Source organism: Chryseobacterium sp. CP-77, assembly GCF_036362765.1.
In the GTDB taxonomy this organism is placed as follows: domain Bacteria; phylum Bacteroidota; class Bacteroidia; order Flavobacteriales; family Weeksellaceae; genus Chryseobacterium; species Chryseobacterium cupriresistens.
Map to the genome: position 1 here is coordinate 728,355 of NZ_CP143637.1, position 17,285 is coordinate 745,639.

The window sequence follows — 17,285 nt, forward strand, 5'->3', positions numbered from 1 at the left end:
AAACATAAAACTTAATAACCTGAATGATTAAACGCTTCATTTTTGGATCATTTAATTATTCATTTATTAAATCACACTACAAATTTATTATGGAACACACATTAGATATAAAAGCAAATAAAGTAAAAGAAACAGTAGGAAAACATGTGTTGGCAGACGGTTTCGATTTTGTGATGGATATTGAAAAGTCACACGGATCATGGCTTTATGATAAACTGACAGACAGAGAATACCTGGATATGTTCTCTATGTTTGCATCTGCATCTATCGGATATAACCACCCTCATCTTGTTGAAAGATCAGAATGGTTAGGTAGAATGGCTGTTAATAAACCTACGCTTGCGGATGTTTACTCAGAAGAGTACGCTCATTTCCTTGAGGTATTTGAAAGAGTAGTTATCCCTGAAGAATTACAATATGCTTTCTTTATCGAAGGCGGAACGATGGGAGTTGAAAATGCAATGAAGGCATGCTTCGATTGGAAAACCCGCAAAAACTTTGAAAAGGGATTAGATACTGAAGCTGGAATCTGTATTCACTTCAAACAGGCTTTCCACGGAAGAAGTGGTTATACTTTAAGTTTAACAAACACTGCTGACCCGAGAAAGTACCAATATTTCCCGATGTTCAACTGGCCGAGAATTTTAAATCCGAAATTAAAGTTCCCGATTACAGAAGAAAACCTTGAAGAAACTATCAAAAACGAAAACCTTGCTTTACTTCAGATTGAAGAGGCTATTTTGATGAACCCTGATAAAGTGGCGTGTATCATCATCGAACCTATTCAGGCTGAAGGAGGTGACAATCATTTCAGAGACGAATTCCTGGTGGGATTAAGAAGGATCTGTGATGATAACGAAATCTTACTTATTTTTGATGAAGTTCAGACAGGAATTGCCATTACAGGGAAAATGTGGGCATTCCAGCATTTTACAGCAAAACCGGACATTATTTCTTTCGGGAAAAAAGCTCAGGTTTGCGGTGTGCTGGCTAATAAGGAAAAATTTGATCAGGTTCCGAACAATGTTTTCAGGGAAAGTTCAAGAATCAACTCAACATTCGGAGGAAACTTTATTGATATGCTTCGTTTCCAGCTGGTAATGGAGGTGATCGAAAAAGAAAACCTTGTAGAAAATGCAAGAGTAGTTGGAGATTTCTTACTGGAAAGTTTAAAAGCTCTGGCTGAAAAACACCCTGAGAAAATTTCAAATGCAAGAGGAAGAGGCTTGATGTGTGCTATTGATCTTCCTACTGCAGAACAGAGAAACCACCTGATGAATGAACTTTTCAATGACGGATTAATTATTCTTCCTTGTGGAGATCAGTCTCTTCGTTTCAGACCTCATTTGAATGTTACGAAAGAAGAAATCCAGCTTGCTTTAGATAAAATCGAGAGCAATATTAATAAAATTTAAATCCCGGAATTTGTAATTTTAAAAAAAACGTTGTACATTTAGATACTCAAACATTTAGAATATGGAAAGAAGTACGAGAGTATCAGTTTATGAAAGTGATAACCCTTCAGAAATTCAGTTGGTTAAATCTAAATTGGATGACGCACAGATTACAAACACGGTTGAAAATAGCTATCTTACATTTACTACAACGCCAACGGCAACTTCGCTGAAGGTGATGGTAGATCTGGAAGATGAATCCAAAGCATTTGAAATTATTGATGCTTACCTTCAACAAAGTGAAAATCAATAAACAATTTCATAATTTTAAATTTTACTACTTCGAACCGAAAATTAATTTTAATTAATTTTCGGTTTTTTAATTAAAATAATCTTTAAATTATTGAAAAACTAAATGTTTAAAAGATGACGTGAAGAACTGTTATTTTATATCAGAACAGGAGTTTGTATCGGTCAGTTTTAAATTTGACGCAAAGTTTTAGTAACTCTATATTATTGTAAGGAAGCAAAGAAGGAATCAATTTCATTGATTCTCATTAAGCGAGCGGGTAGCCATTCGCTTATTCAACGACGGAGTCGCAATCTTTGCTCACTTAAAATCTTAAGTTTTTATAAATAAAATCTTTGCGTTAATAACAATTAGGTTTTTGTTCAGATAATCAAAGAGAAACAGTTCAGACTTTAGCCTTTTAACTTTATGCTTTTTAATCAAAATCAACAACATGAATCCAGAAATTAAACTAAGACAAGCGGAAATTGAAGACATAAACATGATTTGGGGAATCATCCAGCAATCCATTGAAAGAAGAAGACAGGACGGAAGTACCCAATGGCAGAACGGATACCCTAATCTAGGAACGGTAGAAAGTGATATTGCCAAAGGATTCGGGCATGTTTTGACCGTAGACGGAGAGATTGCAGTATACGCAGCCCTGATTTTGAATGATGAACCGGCTTACAGCACCATTGAAGGAGCATGGCTAAGTGACGGTGAATTTGTTGTGGTTCACAGAGTGGCCGTAGATGAAAAATTTGCCGGACAGGGAATGGTAAAGAAACTTTTTGATCAGATTGAAGAGTTTACCAAATCTCATGGAATTCAGAGTATTAAAGTAGATACCAACCATGATAATATCGCCATGCTGAAAATTCTTGAAGGCAGAGGGTATTCCTATTGTGGAGAGGTTCTTTTAAGAGACGGGATGAGGAAAGCTTTTGAGAAGATTATAATTTAGGCAAAAAGTTAAATCAACTTTCATTGAATTTTTAAAACGTCCAGTATTTATAAACTCTATCGGGTTTGTTCGTTTGGTTCTGAACTAATTTCTACTTTTGTTCAAATTTTTATATTATGCACCAAAGTATAGAAATTGATGAAAAAATTTTTCAGGATGCCGTAAAATTTTATGGTACTGTGTTCAGCTTACCTCCTTTAGCATCAAAAATTTATTCCTACCTTCTTTTTGACTATGAGAAAGTAGGAATTACTTTTGACGAGTTCGTTGAAGTGCTCTCCGCGAGCAAAAGTTCTGTTTCCACCAGTATTTCATTACTACTGAATGCTCAGCTTATCGTAGACCATAACAAAATGGATGAGCGGAAACGGTATTTTTTCATCAATGATGAATACAAAAAAATACGATTCGAGAAAATTGTCCAGAAAATGCAGGACGAACTAAGACTATTAGATGATTTAAACAATTTTAAAAAAAGTAAAGACGATGGATACAACGAAAGAATAGAAGTTTACAAAGCACTCTTAAATAAAAACATAGAAAATATTCAGGAATCTCTTAATAAACTATAAAATGAATAATAAGCTAGTTATACTTTCCATTGCAGCGCTTTCACTGACAGCCTGCAAAAAAGAAGCTCCGAAACAGGATGGTGCCAAGCCTTATCCTGTTATCTCAGTGGAGTCAAAAAATATAGTGGGTTATCAGACGTTTCCGGCTACCATCCAGGGTAGAGTAAACAATGATGTACGTGCAAAAATACAGGGATATATTACCCAGGTATTGGTAGATGAAGGACAATATGTTACAAAAGGACAGCCATTGTTCCGTCTGGAAACCAATATCCTGACTGAAAATGCAGCCGCTTCCAAAGCAGGAATCGGTGCTGCAGCATCAAGTGTTGCCGCAGCGCAGGCTTCTGTAAATGCAGCTCAGGTTGAAGTCAACAAACTTAAACCTTTGGTTCAGAAAAATATCATCAGTAACGTACAGTTACAGACCGCTCAGGCTCAGCTGGCACAGGCACAGGCACAGCTTCAGCAGGCCAATGCTGCTAAAAGACAGGCAGAAGCCAACTATAAAGGAGTAGAAGCCAACATCGAATATTCTATTATCCGTGCTCCTATTTCAGGGGTAATCGGAAGATTGCCATTGAAAGTAGGAAGTTTGGTAGGGCCGTCTGATCAGACTCCTCTGACAACGATTTCTGATACCTCTGAGATCTATGCTTACTTTGCAATGAATGAAAAAGAGTATTTTGATTTCCTTGAAAAATCTCCGGGAGCTTCTATGCCTGAGAAAATCAAAAACTTACCAATGGTTGAACTTCAGTTAGCCAACGGAAGTCTTTATCCTGAAAAAGGAAGAATTGAAGCCATTACCGGCCAGATTGATCCTACAACCGGAACCATTCAGTTCAGAGTTGCTTTCTCGAATGCCCAGAAATTATTAAGTAATGGAAACAGTGGAACGATCAGGTTCCCTCAGCATTATGACAATGTACTTGTAGTACCTGAAAGTGCTACTTATGAGCAGCAGGGTATTGTTTACGTATACAAAGTAGAAAAAGGAGATACTGCCAGAAACGTTGTTGTGAATGTTATCGACAGAATCGACAATATGGCTCTTATCAAATCCGGAGTTAATAAAGGTGAAAGAGTTATTGCAGCTGGTATCGGAGGTCTGAAACCGGGAACAGCCGTGAAACCGCAGCCAATTAAAATGGATAGTCTTGTTCAATCAATAAAACCGAAATTCTAATGATAAAAAACTTTATTAACAGACCGGTTTTATCCACCGTAATCTCAATCCTGATTGTGATTCTCGGTGTGCTGGGACTGATCTCGTTACCGGTTACACAGTATCCGGACATTGCACCGCCTACGGTGAGTGTTTCCGCAAACTATACGGGAGCCAATGCCGAGACGGTAATGAAAAGTGTAGTAGTACCTTTGGAAGAACAGATCAATGGGGTGGAAGGTATGGATTATATCACTTCCAGTGCCGGGAATGACGGTTCTGCCCAGATCCAGGTCTTCTTCAAACAGGGAATAGACCCGGATATTGCAGCGGTAAACGTACAGAACCGTGTGGCGAGAGCTACACCGCTGTTACCTGCCGAAGTAACGCGTTCAGGGGTAGTAACCCAGAAGCAGCAGACCAGTGCCCTGATGTATATGTCCTTTTACTCTGAAAATAAAGACCTGGATGACGTATACCTTCAGAACTTTTTGAATATCAATATTATTCCTAACCTGAAAAGGGTAAATGGTGTTGGAGATGCAAACGTTTTCGGGGGTAAAAACTACTCGATGAGAATCTGGCTTGATCCTGCAAAAATGGCTGCCTACAGTGTAACACCTACTGATGTTACCAATGCCATCAATGAGCAGAGTAGAGAAGCGGCGGCAGGTTCTATCGGGCAAAACAGCGGTAGTTCTTTTGAGTATATCATCAAATACGTAGGGAAATTCAACGATAAGGAACAGTACGATAATATCATCATCAAATCTCTCGCAAACGGACAGAACCTGATGCTGAAAGACGTTGCTAAAGTGGAACTTGCAGGACAGTCTTATACAGGAATCGGGGAGAACGGAAACAATCCTTCCATCAGTATGGGGATCTTCCAGACTCCGGGATCCAACGCACAGGAGATTATTAAAAATATCAAAGCCTATCTGAAATCTGCTGAGGGAACTTTCCCGCAGGGAATCAAGTATACTTTCAACTTCGATACCAACGAATTCCTGGAAGCTTCTATTGAAAAGGTGGTTCATACCCTTATCGAAGCCTTCATTCTAGTATTTATCGTAGTATATATTTTCCTTCAGGACTTCAGGTCTACGCTGATCCCAGCTATCGCCGTTCCGGTATCTATTGTGGGAGCGTTCTTCTTCCTGAATCTCTTCGGATATTCATTGAACCTCTTGACTTTATTTGCATTGGTACTGGCCATTGGTATTGTAGTGGATGATGCCATCGTCGTCGTCGAGGCCGTTCATGCGAAGATGGAGCATGGTATTTCTGATGCTAAAAAAGCAACTGTAGAGGCGATGGATGAGATTACAGGAGCTATTATCTCTATTACTTTGGTAATGGCAGCAGTATTTATCCCGGTAACGTTCATTACGGGGCCTACAGGGGTATTCTATCAGCAGTTTGGTATTACGCTGATTATAGCCATCATCATTTCTGCGATTAATGCATTGACCCTGAGCCCGGTTTTATGTTCATTATTCTTAAAACCTCACGAAGCGCACCATGCAGAATATAAAAATCTGAACCTTTTACAGAAGTTTTTTTATAAGTTTAATATTGCTTTTAAAACAACTACTGAGCGTTACGGAAGAGGATTTGTATTCCTGTTGAGACATAAATGGGTAACCCTGATTATTTTCGCTGTTACCGGAGGTATTCTGTTCTGGGCAAGCAGCAGCATGAAGAAAGGGTTTGTACCTACAGAAGACAGAGGGATTATCTTTACCGATGTTCAGCTTCCTCCGGGAGCTTCTATGGAAAGAACTTACAACGCATTGAAAACTCTTCAGGCTAAAGCATTGAAAGTGCCTGGTGTGCAGAATGTAACGATTTCAACAGGTAGAGGGTTCTTGTCCGGAAACGGAAGTAATAACGGTCTTGCCTTTGTTAAACTGAAACCATTCGAAGAAAGAAAAAAAGACGGACAGACTTCTGAAGATATCACCAAAAAATTATTTGGAATTGTAGGATCTGTTCCTGACGCTAAAGTAGTATTCTTCCAACCGCCAAGTGTACCGGGATTTGGTAACAGTGCAGGTTTTGAAATGGTATTGCTTGATAAATCAGGTGGAGAATATGCTGATCTGGATGCTAAAACCAATGAATTCATCGGTAAGCTGATGCAGAGACCGGAAATTCAGTTTGCACAGACTTCATTCAATACCAAATATCCTCAGTATCAGATGGAAATTAATGTTCCCCTGAGCAAACAGCTTGGAGTTTCTGTCAATGAAATTCTGGCAACGATGCAGGGGTATATCGGAGGTATTTATACTGCAGACTTTACCAAGTATGGAAAGCAGTTCAGAGTGATGGTTCAGGCTCTTCCTGAAAACAGAAAGAATATTGAAAACCTGAATCAGCTTTATGTGAGAACAGGATCAGGGATCATGACTCCGATTTCACAGTTTGTAACATTGACAAAAGCATACGGACCACAATCCGTAAGCCGTTACAACCTATTTACTTCAGTGAAGGTGACGGGAGCAAACTCTGACGGATACAGTTCCGGGGATGCGATTGCTGCGGTGCAGCAGGTGGCAGATGAAACCCTGAATCAAAACTATGCCGTAGAATTTACCGGGTTAACGAGAGAAGAATTAAATTCAGGATCTCAGACACTTCTGATTTTCGGGTTAAGTTTGATCTTTGTTTACTTTATCCTTTCTGCCCAGTATGAAAGTTATATCCTTCCGCTGATCGTTATTATTTCTCTTCCTCTTGGGGTAATGGGAGCTTATTTCGGCCAGAAAATCATGGGACTTGAAAATAATATTTACTTCCAGATTGCCCTGATCATGCTCGTGGGACTACTGGCAAAAAATGCGATCCTTATTGTCGAATTTGCTGTTCAGAGAAGGCATCATGGAGAAACGATTGTGATGTCAGCCATCAATGCGGCGAAAGCCAGGGTGAGACCTATTCTGATGACGTCATTCGCCTTTATTTTCGGTTTATTGCCGCTGGTACTGGCAAGTGGGATCGGAGCAGTAGGTAACAGATCTATCGCTACGGGAGCGGCAATCGGACTATTGATAGGAACTGTTTTGGGATTATTTGTAATTCCGGTTCTGTATGTGATTTTTGAAACACTGCAGGAAAAAATCAAACCTATCAAAAAAGAAGATATCAATTTAGCAGAATAAAATTAAGATTTAAGAAATTAGAAGTTAGCAATTAGAGATAAGTCTAAAAACTAACTTCTAACTTCTAAACTCTAACTTCTAATTAAAAATAATGAAGAGTTTATTAAACATCATAAAAGGAATCACTTTTTCAGTTTTCATACTCGGAGCCATCTCGTCCTGTATGGCGAGAAAAGAATATGAAAGACCGAAAAATGTTGTAGACGAAAAGCTTTTTCGTACAGACATGCTTCCTTCGGACAGTACGAATATTGCAGATATTTCATGGAAAGAAATATTCACTGATCCGATATTGCAGGGGCATATTTCCAAGGCATTGGAAAACAATCTTGATATCAGAATTGCTTTAGAAAGTATTAATTCTGCGGAAGCCTATCTTAAACAGAGTAAGGCAGCCTATCAGCCGACGCTTTCTATCGGACCCAATTATACATTTCAGACCCAGTCTATCAATACCCAGTTTGGACAGATCATCGGAGAAAGACGTTATGTAAACCAGTTTGACATTACGGCAAGCATCGGATGGGAAGCTGATATCTGGGGCAAATTGAAAGCCCAGGAAAAAGCCCAGCTGGCGACTTATTTAGGAACTGTTGCAGCGCATAAAGCCGTTAAAAGCAGTCTGGTGTCTTCCATAGCTTCTGCATATTATCAGTTACTGACTTTTGATGCTCAGAAGAGAATTATCAAAGAAACCATCGCGGTACGAGAGAAAAATCTTGAAGCTACAAAGGCTTTAAAAACTTCCGGAACAGTTACCGAAGTAGCCGTACAACAAAGTGAAGCACTTGTTTTCAATGCCAAATCATTACTGATTGATATTGATACACAGATCCAGCTGCTTGAAAATACAATGAGCCTTTTGATGGGGGAACCTTCTCATTCTATAGAAAGGTCTACCTTGGAAGGGCAAAAACTTCCGATTGATTTAAAACTGGGTTACCCGACTCAGCTTCTGGCCAACCGTCCGGATGTGATGAGAGCAGAATTTAATCTGATGAATGCTTTCCAACTGACGAATGCTGCCAAAGCTCAGTTTTATCCTACTTTAAAACTGACAGGAAGCGGCGGATTGCAGTCTGTGGATATTGACCACTTATTCAGTGTAAACTCTTTATTTGCAAATGTAGTGGCAGGACTCGCTCAGCCGATTTTAAATAAAAGACAGATCCAGACCAACTATGACGTAAGTCTTGCCAATCAGGAGACGGCTTATCTTAACTTCAGAAAAACAGTTTTGACTGCTGGAAAAGAAGTGTCGGATGCCATCAGGGTTTTCTCTGTTCAGGATTCATTTATTGAATTGAAACAAAAAGAACTTGATGCCTACAAAAAATCGGTTGACTATTCCCAGGAATTAGTGAACTATGGAATGGCGAACTATCTTGAGGTATTGAATGCAAGTGTGAATTCATTGAATGCAGAACTTAACATTTCCAATGCAAGATACAGTAAAATGAAAGCAGCCGTAGAGCTTTATCAGGCTTTGGGCGGCGGCTGGAAATAACCGTTTCAGCAATGTAATATCATAAAAACGTATGTCAGGAACGGCATACGTTTTTTTATTGACAAAGATTACAATTACAAAAATAGGTTATGATGTGCAAAGACATAAAAATAGCCGGAATTATTCCGGCCACGATTCATTTTAATAATTTTTTATTGAACGTATGCTACATAAGATTCATTGATAGCTCCTTTTCTAGTCTTGGCAAAAAATGCATAGTCTATCCATAAAAATCCATTGTTTCCCCATGCGGTACCCCAGGAATTTTGTACTTTAAAAGCTTGTTTAGCATCGTCATAACCCACTACGCAAATGGCATGTCCTCCTCTTACCGCACCGTAATGACTTTTCCATATCCAATTGTTTGCTGAGCTTAAACTATCAAAGCTTCCATCTACCGTCACCGTAATAATTATGGGTAAATTCATGCTTAAAAGTGTTTTTACATTGGTGATATTGGTCTTATCTACAGTAGCCCAGGTTGTAAATTTATGAGTACTTGCTGCACTTTTTTGAGTTGCATTGGGTTGTGTAGAGCACTCTACGTCTGTGTAGGGCATTTCATCCCAGCTGCAAACTCCCTGATCTTTTATTAAATTTAATCCACTGGATGCATAAGTTCCATTAGCGCAGCCATTTATCTTTATCTGATTATATACGTACTCTGGACTTCTTGGGGTGGTTATCCCTTTAAAATTATATTCCAGAATACTTGCAGCAGCATAAGCTGTAGCAAATGCAACGCATGAACCTTCCTGTCCCTGATTTACTATTGGAGGAGTGTTGGGTATGGTATAACTTGATGGAATAGAAGCTATAAGCGTTTCTGCCGATTTGCCCTTGAATTTCATAGCTAATGCATCTATATCAGCTTTAGCAAATGAACTGTAGGTTTTGTCATCTACCGGGATTGCTCCTAAGGAACGCATTGCTTGATTTTCCTTGTTAGGCTGCTGAGTATTTTGTTCTTCTTCATTTCTATTACATGAAGACAGAGATAGCATCCCTAATGCGATTGCAATTAATTTTAGATTTTTCATCATTGTATTATTTAAAATTTATTGCATAAAAATATAAATTATTTTCATACAATCGTAATATAATTTATGAATAATCTATTGTTTTAGCTTTTTTTATGTGTTTGTATGTTTTTATTTTTCGATTTGTTGATAGGAGTTAATATTATTCATTCTTTTGTGAATTTATTATAACAGGAGTCTCGTTTCTTTTCCAGCTATAAAGTTGTCAATATTTCCATAGTTCTTTTTTCTTTTCCAGATATTTCTTTTAAAATATCCGAAGCCTGATGAATATATTGAATTTCCTTTGTCTGACTTACTTTTTCAAACAGTTGAGATACATTTGTCCAGAGTTCGGCAATTTCTGAGAAGGTTTCATAGCCTGATTTTAAAGGATCAAGTCGAAGGAGTTCATAGCTTTCTTTCAAAAAATCACGGTATAAATTTCTGAACAATGCACCACCTGTTCCAGCTCTTTCCATCAGCATTGCAGCTTGTTTAAATTCTCCTTCAATATTTTTGCTTGTATTGAACCATTTGACAATTTCAGTACTAGTTTTTAAAATTCCTTTGTAGGAGATATTGGTAATAGGTGGATTCAGATATTCAGCCGCATTATTCTTAATCGCAGTGATGATGACTTTTTCCAGATCAAATTTTATATCGGTTTTCCTGAGGGTATAATACAGATTTTTGGAAGCCATCGGTCCTTTTTCAGCCCTTGCTCTTGCCAGGCTTTTTAAGGATGTTTTTACCTGGCCGCCCTGTTGTCTGGTATCAATCAGGAAAGCATTTTCATCATCATAACCATAAATGGCAGCATAATGTCCGGCAAAATGGAAAGGATTGGAGAAATATTCCAGGTGATAACAATCCATTTTCAATCCTACTGCCTGTCCGTCATCGAGAAGTTCTTTAACCTGATCCCAGGCTTTTTGCTGTGAAGAAGTTTCCTTTACGGTTAATTCAAGATTCAGATTTCTGGCTAAATTTTGAGTGAGCAGGTCAGGTTTTATCCGTCCTCCAATGAAAGGGAAGTCCATTGTTTTCATGTTCCAATAGATAAAACCCAGCCCTTCACCCAATCCGAAAAGCATTGGTTCGGAAAGGTCGATTCCGATTTGTTGTAATAATGTTCCCGTAGCGGTCGTTTCACAATGCTGACCGTTAAAAGGCTTTATGTTTTCTATTTTCATTGTTAAAGTAAAGTTTTGAATGGTATTAATTTTTTGAGAAAATTACATAAATATCATCATGTAGAAATTCCGGATTTGAAAATTTAGTGTTAAAATTTTTTAAAAAGTAGAATTGATTTGTATTTATGTATTCAACTACGTAGTTTTGTACTTTAAAAGGTAAACACTATGAAATTAGAAATACAACCCATAGGAAATTCTTATTCGGAACAGGCCATTGATTTGATTTTGACGATCCAGCAGAAAGAGTTTAATATTCCGATTACCATAGAAGATCAGCCTGACCTTTTGCAGATAGAAAGTTTTTACACAGCAGCCGGAGGTAACTTTTGGGGTGCTTTTGCAGATGGTGAGCTGGTAGGTTCTATAGCATTGGTTAAATTTGACGAAAGGGCAGCAGCCATCAGGAAAATGTTTGTTAAAAAGGAATTCAGAGGAAAAGAACTGAATATTGCGCAAGAATTACTGGAAGTTTTGATTTCTTTCTGCCGTAAAAACAGAATTGATGATCTATATTTGGGAACCATAACGGTACTGAAAGCAGCCCAGCGTTTCTATGAAAGGAATCATTTTGTAAAGATTGAAAAAAGCAATCTTCCTGCGAAATTTCCTTTAATGAGTGCCGATGATGTTTTTTACCACTTACATCTTGACTGAATATGAATGTAATCAACGAAGCAGGAATTCTTGCCATATCCACAAGGCTGCACCGTCTCAGTGAACAATTGAGGAAAGACGGAGCATTGATCTATAAAGCATTTGGAATTGATTTTGAGCTGAAATGGTTTCCGGTTATTTTTACAATTTATAAAAAAGAAATAGCAAGTGTAGTAGAAATAGCCAACGAGATCGGTTATACCCATCCATCCACCATAACACTGCTCAAAGAAATTGAAAAGCAGGAGTTGATCCAATGGGAAAAAGATAAACAAGACGAGCGCAAAAGGCTTTTTAAACTCACTTCAAAAGGGCAGGAGCTCATTGAAAAAATGAAACCCGTTTGGGAACTGATGTCCCAGATTTTAGGTGATATTGCAGATAATAAAAACAATCTGCTGACTGCCATTGATGAAGCAGAAGAGAAAATTGCCAATCAATCTTTTTATCAGAGAGCGATACAGGTGAAGAATGGGAAAAAATAATTATTCTATGATGTCAAGCGGATCTCTGGCAGGTGTGATATCTATTAAATATTCTTTATCTTCTGCAGTTAACTCAGCTATACCCAGTGCAATATCTTCCCATGCTTTTCCGTCTTGACGTGTAAGGGCAAATTCAATGGATTGAATTTTAGGCTTTTTATTAAGACCCAATATTCTTAAATCTATTCTTTGTCCTTCTTTTATTTTACCTTCTGCAATTTGTCCTAATAAGAAAAAATTTCTTCCTGTAACTTGAAATGTATTATTGAGTTGAAATTGAGCAACCGTTAAATGATGCCAGTTATATCCACAATATCTGCATTGCTTTGCACGTGGAGTACGGGCTAGTTTGTGGCATTTAGGACAATTGTTGAAAAAAACTTTTTCAGGAGTTTCTTTCATGATCCGGGTTACAACATTTTGTTCAAAAACGTCATATCCATGCTCTAATAGTTGTGTGACTTCAGGATCAGAATTTATCCAGCCTCGCTCAATCATTATATTTCTCATACGTGTATTTTCAGAGCTCTTCAAAGTGTACATATGATGATTCAGTGCTAAAGCTTCATCCTTGGTCATTAATTTGCTAAAATATCTGATAATATAATCTATAGTTTCTCTGTCCATATCCAAGTGAAAAAGATAGAATGTTTTTTAATGATTTATTTTGCCTAATTTATCATTTATTTCTTGAAGATAAGCTTGTATTGATCTTATTAGGAAATTAAAATTTTAATACTGACAAACTATTGTCACTAAAGTATTTTAATTTTACATCATCAATAAAATAAAAGCTATGGGAAAAATTGCAGAGAAACAAACTTTCAATGTTAATATCAGGACAGAATGGCGGCAATGGCTGGAAGAGAATCATCATACAGAACAATCGGTATGGCTGATCTGCAATACCAGAAAATCCAATTTACCCAATGTTTCCTGGAGCGAACTGGTAGATGAAGCGCTTTGCTTCGGCTGGATTGACAGTACAAGAAAGACTATTGATGAAGGCTCGTTTATGCAGTTATTCAGCAGACGCAAGCCGAAGAGTACCTGGTCTAAAATCAATAAAGAGAAGGTTCAGAAGCTGATAGAAAATAATCTGATGATGAAAGCGGGATTTGAAACCATCAGAATTGCCAAAGAAAATGGCTCCTGGACTATTTTAGACAGTGTGGAAGACCTGATAATTCCGGAAGATCTGAATGAAGCATTTAAAATTCATGAAGGTTCTGGAGCCTATTTTCAAAGTTTGAGCAAGTCCATAAAAAAAATGATGCTGCAATGGATTGTTCTGGCCAAAAGACCCGAAACCAGAAAAAACCGGATTGATGAAATTGCAAGACAGGCTGCTCAGAACAGGAAGCCTAAAAACTTTTAATTTTTTATTGATGATTAATAAATATAAAAACAGGCTGTTCCAAAAAGGAGCAGCCTGTTTAATAGTTTCATTATTGAAATGATATTGTATTAGAATCTCAAAGTCGCTGCAACAGACCAGGTTCTTCCAAAACCAAGGAATCCTGTATTACCGTCTGCAACACCCTGATACACTCTGCCAGCTTCCTGATACGTTTTTCCGGCATCCGGACCATTGGCAATTTTATCGCCTGCAAAGATATTGGAGCTTAATTCAGAAATATAATATTTGTTGAATAAGTTGTATACGTTTGCTCTCAATGTCAAAGATTTTTTCGCATCAAGCGTGAATTTGTAAGAAGCTCCTACATCAAACAGGTGATAGCTTGGCAATTTTACAATTCCTTTTTCTCTTGCCGCTTCAGTAAGGAAATTGATCGGGTTGAACTGAGCATACAGCTTGTCATAATATTCCCAGTTGGCATCGATACTGAAAGCTTTGGTAATATTGTAATCTACTCCGATGCTTGCTGTTGTCTGGGCAGCATCTCCAACCTTCAGGTCTTTGATATTGATCATTCCGGTTGCACCTGCTATTTCCTGGTTGTTCTGAACATCCAAGATGTTGAAGTTAGCGTTTCCTTTATATTTCCAGTTCCCCAATGATACCATTCCTCTCAGTCTAAGATTAGCGAAAGGTCTTGCTTTGGCTTCCAATTCGATTCCCTGGTGTAGTTGCCCAACGTTCAATGCATTATAGAAATAGGCATTTCCAAGGGTTAACTGAGAGAATTTGGCAACATCTGCAGCCGTAGCATTGAATGTTCTTGAAATGAATCGGTCATCCCACTGTGTTCTGTACGCATTGATGTTCACATCCACATAACGGGATTTGAAACCGTAACCTAATTCCACAGAGAAGATTCTTTCATTCTTGGCATCATTGTAAATATTCTGGTTTGAAGGGAATAAAGCATTGAATAAAGGCTGTCTTGAAATAACTCCTGTATTGAAAAATACATTGTGGTGATCGTCAATATTATAGTTGGCACCTCCTTTTACAATATAACCTGTTTTATGATACCATTTTGTTTCCTGGTTCCCTGGAGTGTACAGCATATAATCCCTTCTCTTGTAATATTGCTCGGAAACAGATCCCTGAACGGATGCACTTAGCTTTTCAGAGCTGTATTCAACCATACCGTAGATACCTGCCCATTTTACAAGACCTTCGTTGTGTATGGATACTTTCTGAGCATCTTTAAGCTTGGTAAGCGGCTCCGGTTTTACAGTTTGATTAATATAATATCCTTTTGGCGCGTTGGCTGTGGAAGGAACAAATAGCGCATCAGATCCTAACATATCAGTTACAATGTCATACAAAGCTCCTTTGTACGTTTTAAGATCGATACCTCCGTTGAAAGTCCAGTTGTTCTTTCTGTAATTAAGGTCTGCGATTACACCATACCAGTCATGAGCATTGATACTCTGCTTTCTCACGATACCAGTGGTTCCGTTCAAAGTAGAGACATATTGTCCGTTATAATCACCGGGAGATCCTGCAGGTGCTGTAAAGGTAGATTTCTGGAAAGTATTTCCATTATAATCTGTTACCATACCGCCTCTGTTGTAACGGTAAATCATATCCCAGTTAATCGTACCGTCTCCTCCTGCACCATAATTCATGAAATTCATGGTTTGTCCTGCAGCGTTTTTGATAGAACCGTTAAGTCCTGTACCTCCGCCACCGCGTCCCCATGAGCCGTAAACCACTGTAGATAATTTCAGGTTGTCATTCATGGTCCAGTCCCAGTTCAAAGAGGCGATAGGCTTATGATAGAAATTAGGAGCTAAATTGAATTGAGAACCATTCAGCATTCCTGTTTGCGGGTTGTATCTTCTTCCATAGGTTTCAAACTGCTGTAAAGTGGCAACATTAGCTCCGGTTGCAGAAGACCTTCTCGTATCGTGTACCTGTGGTGCTCCGGTTGCAATTAAATTGAATGCATGTTTGTCATTAGGCTTAAATCCTGTTGAGAAAAACCATGAGTACCCTTCTCCTTTTGTTCCGTTGATGTATCCGTCACCTTGCCAGCGGGAAAGCAATACGGTTGTTCCCCACTTGTTTTTTAACCCTGAAGAGTACATGGCAGAAATTCTGGAGTAGTTATCGTTTCCGACTTCTCCTTTGATCATTGCTTTTTGCTCGGAATCGGTAGCTTTGGTTACAATATTGATCGTTCCTCCAACAGAAGGTACTACAAATTTGGAAGCACCCAATCCTCTCTGAATCTGAATATTGCTGGCAATATCAGCCAAACCGGTCCAGTTGGACCAATACACGGTACCTCCCTGCATGTCATTCACCGGCTGCCCGTTGATGATTACCGCAATGTTAGCTCCGTCAAAACCTCTCATGTTGATTCTGCTGTCTCCGAATCCTCCACCTACTTTCGTTACGTAAACGGATGGAGTAGACTTCATAATTTCAGGGAATTCTCTGTTTCCCAGTTTCTCCTGAATTTCTGCAGCCTTAATGTTGGAAACCGCAACAGGTGTTTTTCTCTCTTTGGCTGTTTGGGAAAGGTTTCTACCTACCAACATAACCTCATCAATAGATTTGGATTTCTCTAAAGAATCCTTCGTACTCTGCCCATAATAGATGGCGGCCGTAGGTAATACAAGCGCTATAATTAGTCGCTTTTTAAAAGTAATGCTCATGAAATAAACTAGCGTGTTTGATTTTTAAGGCTGCAAAGATGGATAATTATTTTTTAATTAAGTATTAAATCTTAACGAAGTGATTTTATTCAGTTGTTGGAATGTGCTTTATTTCTCACTTTTTGGAATGTGTTAATTATTCCACATCTTTCGTTTACAATTTGTTATAATAGAGAATGATGAAAAAAATGGGTTGTTTTTAACGGATAAAAATAATTATGCGGTTCTCCACATTTTTAAACAAAACTCAATATTGTTGGAAAATATACTATAATAATAGTTAAGTCGTAAAGGGCATAGGTGACTTGAATCATAATTTTTATCCTGTTGTTTTGATAACTTGTATTACCATTTTATTCAAAATCGTATTATTTATGAAAAAAAATTTTTTTGAAAGGTTTTCAGACCGTGTTGTCTGTATAACCGGAAGTCCGGGTGCTTTTATTACAGCAAGTTTACTGGTTATTGTCTGGGCTGTATGCGGACCTCTTTTCAATTATTCTGAAACCTGGCAGCTTGTTATCAATACGGGTACCACAATTGTAACTTTTCTAATGGTATTTCTAATTCAAAAAACTCAGAATAAAGATTCTAAGGCTATTCAGATAAAACTCAACGAATTGATAGCCTCCTACGAAAAGGCCAGTAACAGACTGGTGGATATTGAAGATCTGACGGAAGAAGAACTGGACAGGCTTCACAAATACTATGAGAAACTTGGACAACTATCCCAAGAAAAAGAACATTCACAGGATCCCGTGCAAGAATAGTCTTAATCCTATTATAA

General features: G+C 38.0%; 15 protein-coding genes. 11 read left to right on the top strand and 4 right to left on the bottom strand.

Annotation, left to right across the window (positions count from 1 at the left end; genetic code table 11):
* Positions 1–89: 89 nt before the first annotated feature.
* The 7 genes from lat (at position 90) to V0410_RS03160 (ending at position 9,064) form a co-directional block, all read left to right on the top strand.
* Positions 90–1,415 carry an L-lysine 6-transaminase gene (lat, locus tag V0410_RS03130; RefSeq protein WP_330746270.1) on the top strand — a complete coding sequence of 442 codons (1,326 nt, stop codon included), beginning with the start codon at positions 90–92 and terminating at the stop codon, positions 1,413–1,415.
* Positions 1,416–1,476: 61 nt separating this feature from the next.
* Complete coding sequence (locus tag V0410_RS03135; protein ID WP_110008774.1) at positions 1,477–1,707, top strand: DUF2007 domain-containing protein; 231 nt, start codon at positions 1,477–1,479, stop codon at positions 1,705–1,707.
* Between the two features lie 430 nt (positions 1,708–2,137).
* Positions 2,138–2,650: a GNAT family N-acetyltransferase gene (locus V0410_RS03140; RefSeq protein WP_330746271.1), complete on the top strand. Its 513-nt coding sequence runs from the start codon at positions 2,138–2,140 to the stop codon at positions 2,648–2,650.
* A gap of 116 nt (positions 2,651–2,766) precedes the next feature.
* Positions 2,767–3,222, top strand: a complete 456-nt coding sequence (locus V0410_RS03145) for a hypothetical protein (protein ID WP_034694378.1) — start codon at positions 2,767–2,769, stop codon at positions 3,220–3,222.
* A 1-nt stretch (position 3,223) separates the two neighbouring features.
* Positions 3,224–4,411, top strand: a complete 1,188-nt coding sequence (locus V0410_RS03150) for an efflux RND transporter periplasmic adaptor subunit (RefSeq protein WP_110008776.1) — start codon at positions 3,224–3,226, stop codon at positions 4,409–4,411.
* Entirely contained in the window at positions 4,411–7,557 is a 3,147-nt protein-coding gene (locus V0410_RS03155) for an efflux RND transporter permease subunit (RefSeq protein WP_062670038.1), read from the top strand. The genes V0410_RS03150 and V0410_RS03155 overlap by 1 nt, the downstream gene beginning before the upstream one ends.
* A gap of 91 nt (positions 7,558–7,648) precedes the next feature.
* The gene (locus V0410_RS03160) at positions 7,649–9,064 is read left to right on the top strand and encodes an efflux transporter outer membrane subunit (protein WP_330746272.1); all 1,416 of its coding nucleotides are present in this window, start codon (positions 7,649–7,651) and stop codon (positions 9,062–9,064) included.
* Between the two features lie 152 nt (positions 9,065–9,216).
* Here V0410_RS03160 and V0410_RS03165 read toward each other — a convergent pair whose 3' ends face one another.
* A complete protein-coding gene (locus V0410_RS03165) occupies positions 9,217–10,068 on the bottom strand; it encodes a C1 family peptidase (RefSeq protein ID WP_330746273.1) in 852 nt (283 codons plus the stop codon).
* Positions 10,069–10,298: 230 nt separating this feature from the next.
* The gene (locus V0410_RS03170; protein WP_330746274.1) at positions 10,299–11,279 is read right to left on the bottom strand and encodes a BtrH N-terminal domain-containing protein; all 981 of its coding nucleotides are present in this window, start codon (positions 11,277–11,279) and stop codon (positions 10,299–10,301) included.
* 168 nt (positions 11,280–11,447) lie between these two features.
* Between V0410_RS03170 and V0410_RS03175 the strand changes: the two genes are divergently transcribed.
* Together V0410_RS03175 and V0410_RS03180 are read left to right on the top strand one after the other, a co-directional pair.
* On the top strand, positions 11,448–11,936 hold the full coding sequence (locus V0410_RS03175; RefSeq protein WP_330746275.1) for a GNAT family N-acetyltransferase: 489 nt from the start codon (positions 11,448–11,450) through the stop codon (positions 11,934–11,936).
* Positions 11,937–11,938: 2 nt separating this feature from the next.
* Entirely contained in the window at positions 11,939–12,421 is a 483-nt protein-coding gene (locus V0410_RS03180; RefSeq protein WP_330746276.1) for a MarR family winged helix-turn-helix transcriptional regulator, read from the top strand.
* On the opposite strand, the gene V0410_RS03185 is transcribed toward V0410_RS03180, so the two are convergent.
* Positions 12,422–13,048: a hypothetical protein gene (locus V0410_RS03185; protein WP_330746277.1), complete on the bottom strand. Its 627-nt coding sequence runs from the start codon at positions 13,046–13,048 to the stop codon at positions 12,422–12,424. It abuts the gene before it with no gap.
* 169 nt (positions 13,049–13,217) lie between these two features.
* On the opposite strand from V0410_RS03185, the gene V0410_RS03190 reads away from it, so the two are divergent.
* Positions 13,218–13,799 (top strand): YdeI/OmpD-associated family protein, encoded by a 582-nt coding sequence (locus tag V0410_RS03190; protein WP_330746278.1) that lies wholly within the window; start codon positions 13,218–13,220, stop codon positions 13,797–13,799.
* 89 nt (positions 13,800–13,888) lie between these two features.
* On the opposite strand, the gene V0410_RS03195 is transcribed toward V0410_RS03190, so the two are convergent.
* Positions 13,889–16,498, bottom strand: a complete 2,610-nt coding sequence (locus V0410_RS03195) for a TonB-dependent receptor (protein WP_330746279.1) — start codon at positions 16,496–16,498, stop codon at positions 13,889–13,891.
* 374 nt (positions 16,499–16,872) lie between these two features.
* Between V0410_RS03195 and V0410_RS03200 the strand changes: the two genes are divergently transcribed.
* A complete protein-coding gene (locus V0410_RS03200; RefSeq protein WP_330746280.1) occupies positions 16,873–17,268 on the top strand; it encodes a low affinity iron permease family protein in 396 nt (131 codons plus the stop codon).
* The last annotated feature ends 17 nt before the right edge of the window (positions 17,269–17,285 follow it).

Coding starts and splice junctions, on each gene's coding strand:
- lat (WP_330746270.1), top strand. CDS start 90: ATGGAACACACATTAGATATAAAAGCAAATAAAGTAAAAGAAACAGTA.
- V0410_RS03135 (WP_110008774.1), top strand. CDS start 1,477: ATGGAAAGAAGTACGAGAGTATCAGTTTATGAAAGTGATAACCCTTCA.
- V0410_RS03140 (WP_330746271.1), top strand. CDS start 2,138: ATGAATCCAGAAATTAAACTAAGACAAGCGGAAATTGAAGACATAAAC.
- V0410_RS03145 (WP_034694378.1), top strand. CDS start 2,767: ATGCACCAAAGTATAGAAATTGATGAAAAAATTTTTCAGGATGCCGTA.
- V0410_RS03150 (WP_110008776.1), top strand. CDS start 3,224: ATGAATAATAAGCTAGTTATACTTTCCATTGCAGCGCTTTCACTGACA.
- V0410_RS03155 (WP_062670038.1), top strand. CDS start 4,411: ATGATAAAAAACTTTATTAACAGACCGGTTTTATCCACCGTAATCTCA.
- V0410_RS03160 (WP_330746272.1), top strand. CDS start 7,649: ATGAAGAGTTTATTAAACATCATAAAAGGAATCACTTTTTCAGTTTTC.
- V0410_RS03165 (WP_330746273.1), bottom strand. CDS start 10,068: ATGCTATCTCTGTCTTCATGTAATAGAAATGAAGAAGAACAAAATACT.
- V0410_RS03170 (WP_330746274.1), bottom strand. CDS start 11,279: ATGAAAATAGAAAACATAAAGCCTTTTAACGGTCAGCATTGTGAAACG.
- V0410_RS03175 (WP_330746275.1), top strand. CDS start 11,448: ATGAAATTAGAAATACAACCCATAGGAAATTCTTATTCGGAACAGGCC.
- V0410_RS03180 (WP_330746276.1), top strand. CDS start 11,939: ATGAATGTAATCAACGAAGCAGGAATTCTTGCCATATCCACAAGGCTG.
- V0410_RS03185 (WP_330746277.1), bottom strand. CDS start 13,048: ATGGACAGAGAAACTATAGATTATATTATCAGATATTTTAGCAAATTA.
- V0410_RS03190 (WP_330746278.1), top strand. CDS start 13,218: ATGGGAAAAATTGCAGAGAAACAAACTTTCAATGTTAATATCAGGACA.
- V0410_RS03195 (WP_330746279.1), bottom strand. CDS start 16,498: ATGAGCATTACTTTTAAAAAGCGACTAATTATAGCGCTTGTATTACCT.
- V0410_RS03200 (WP_330746280.1), top strand. CDS start 16,873: ATGAAAAAAAATTTTTTTGAAAGGTTTTCAGACCGTGTTGTCTGTATA.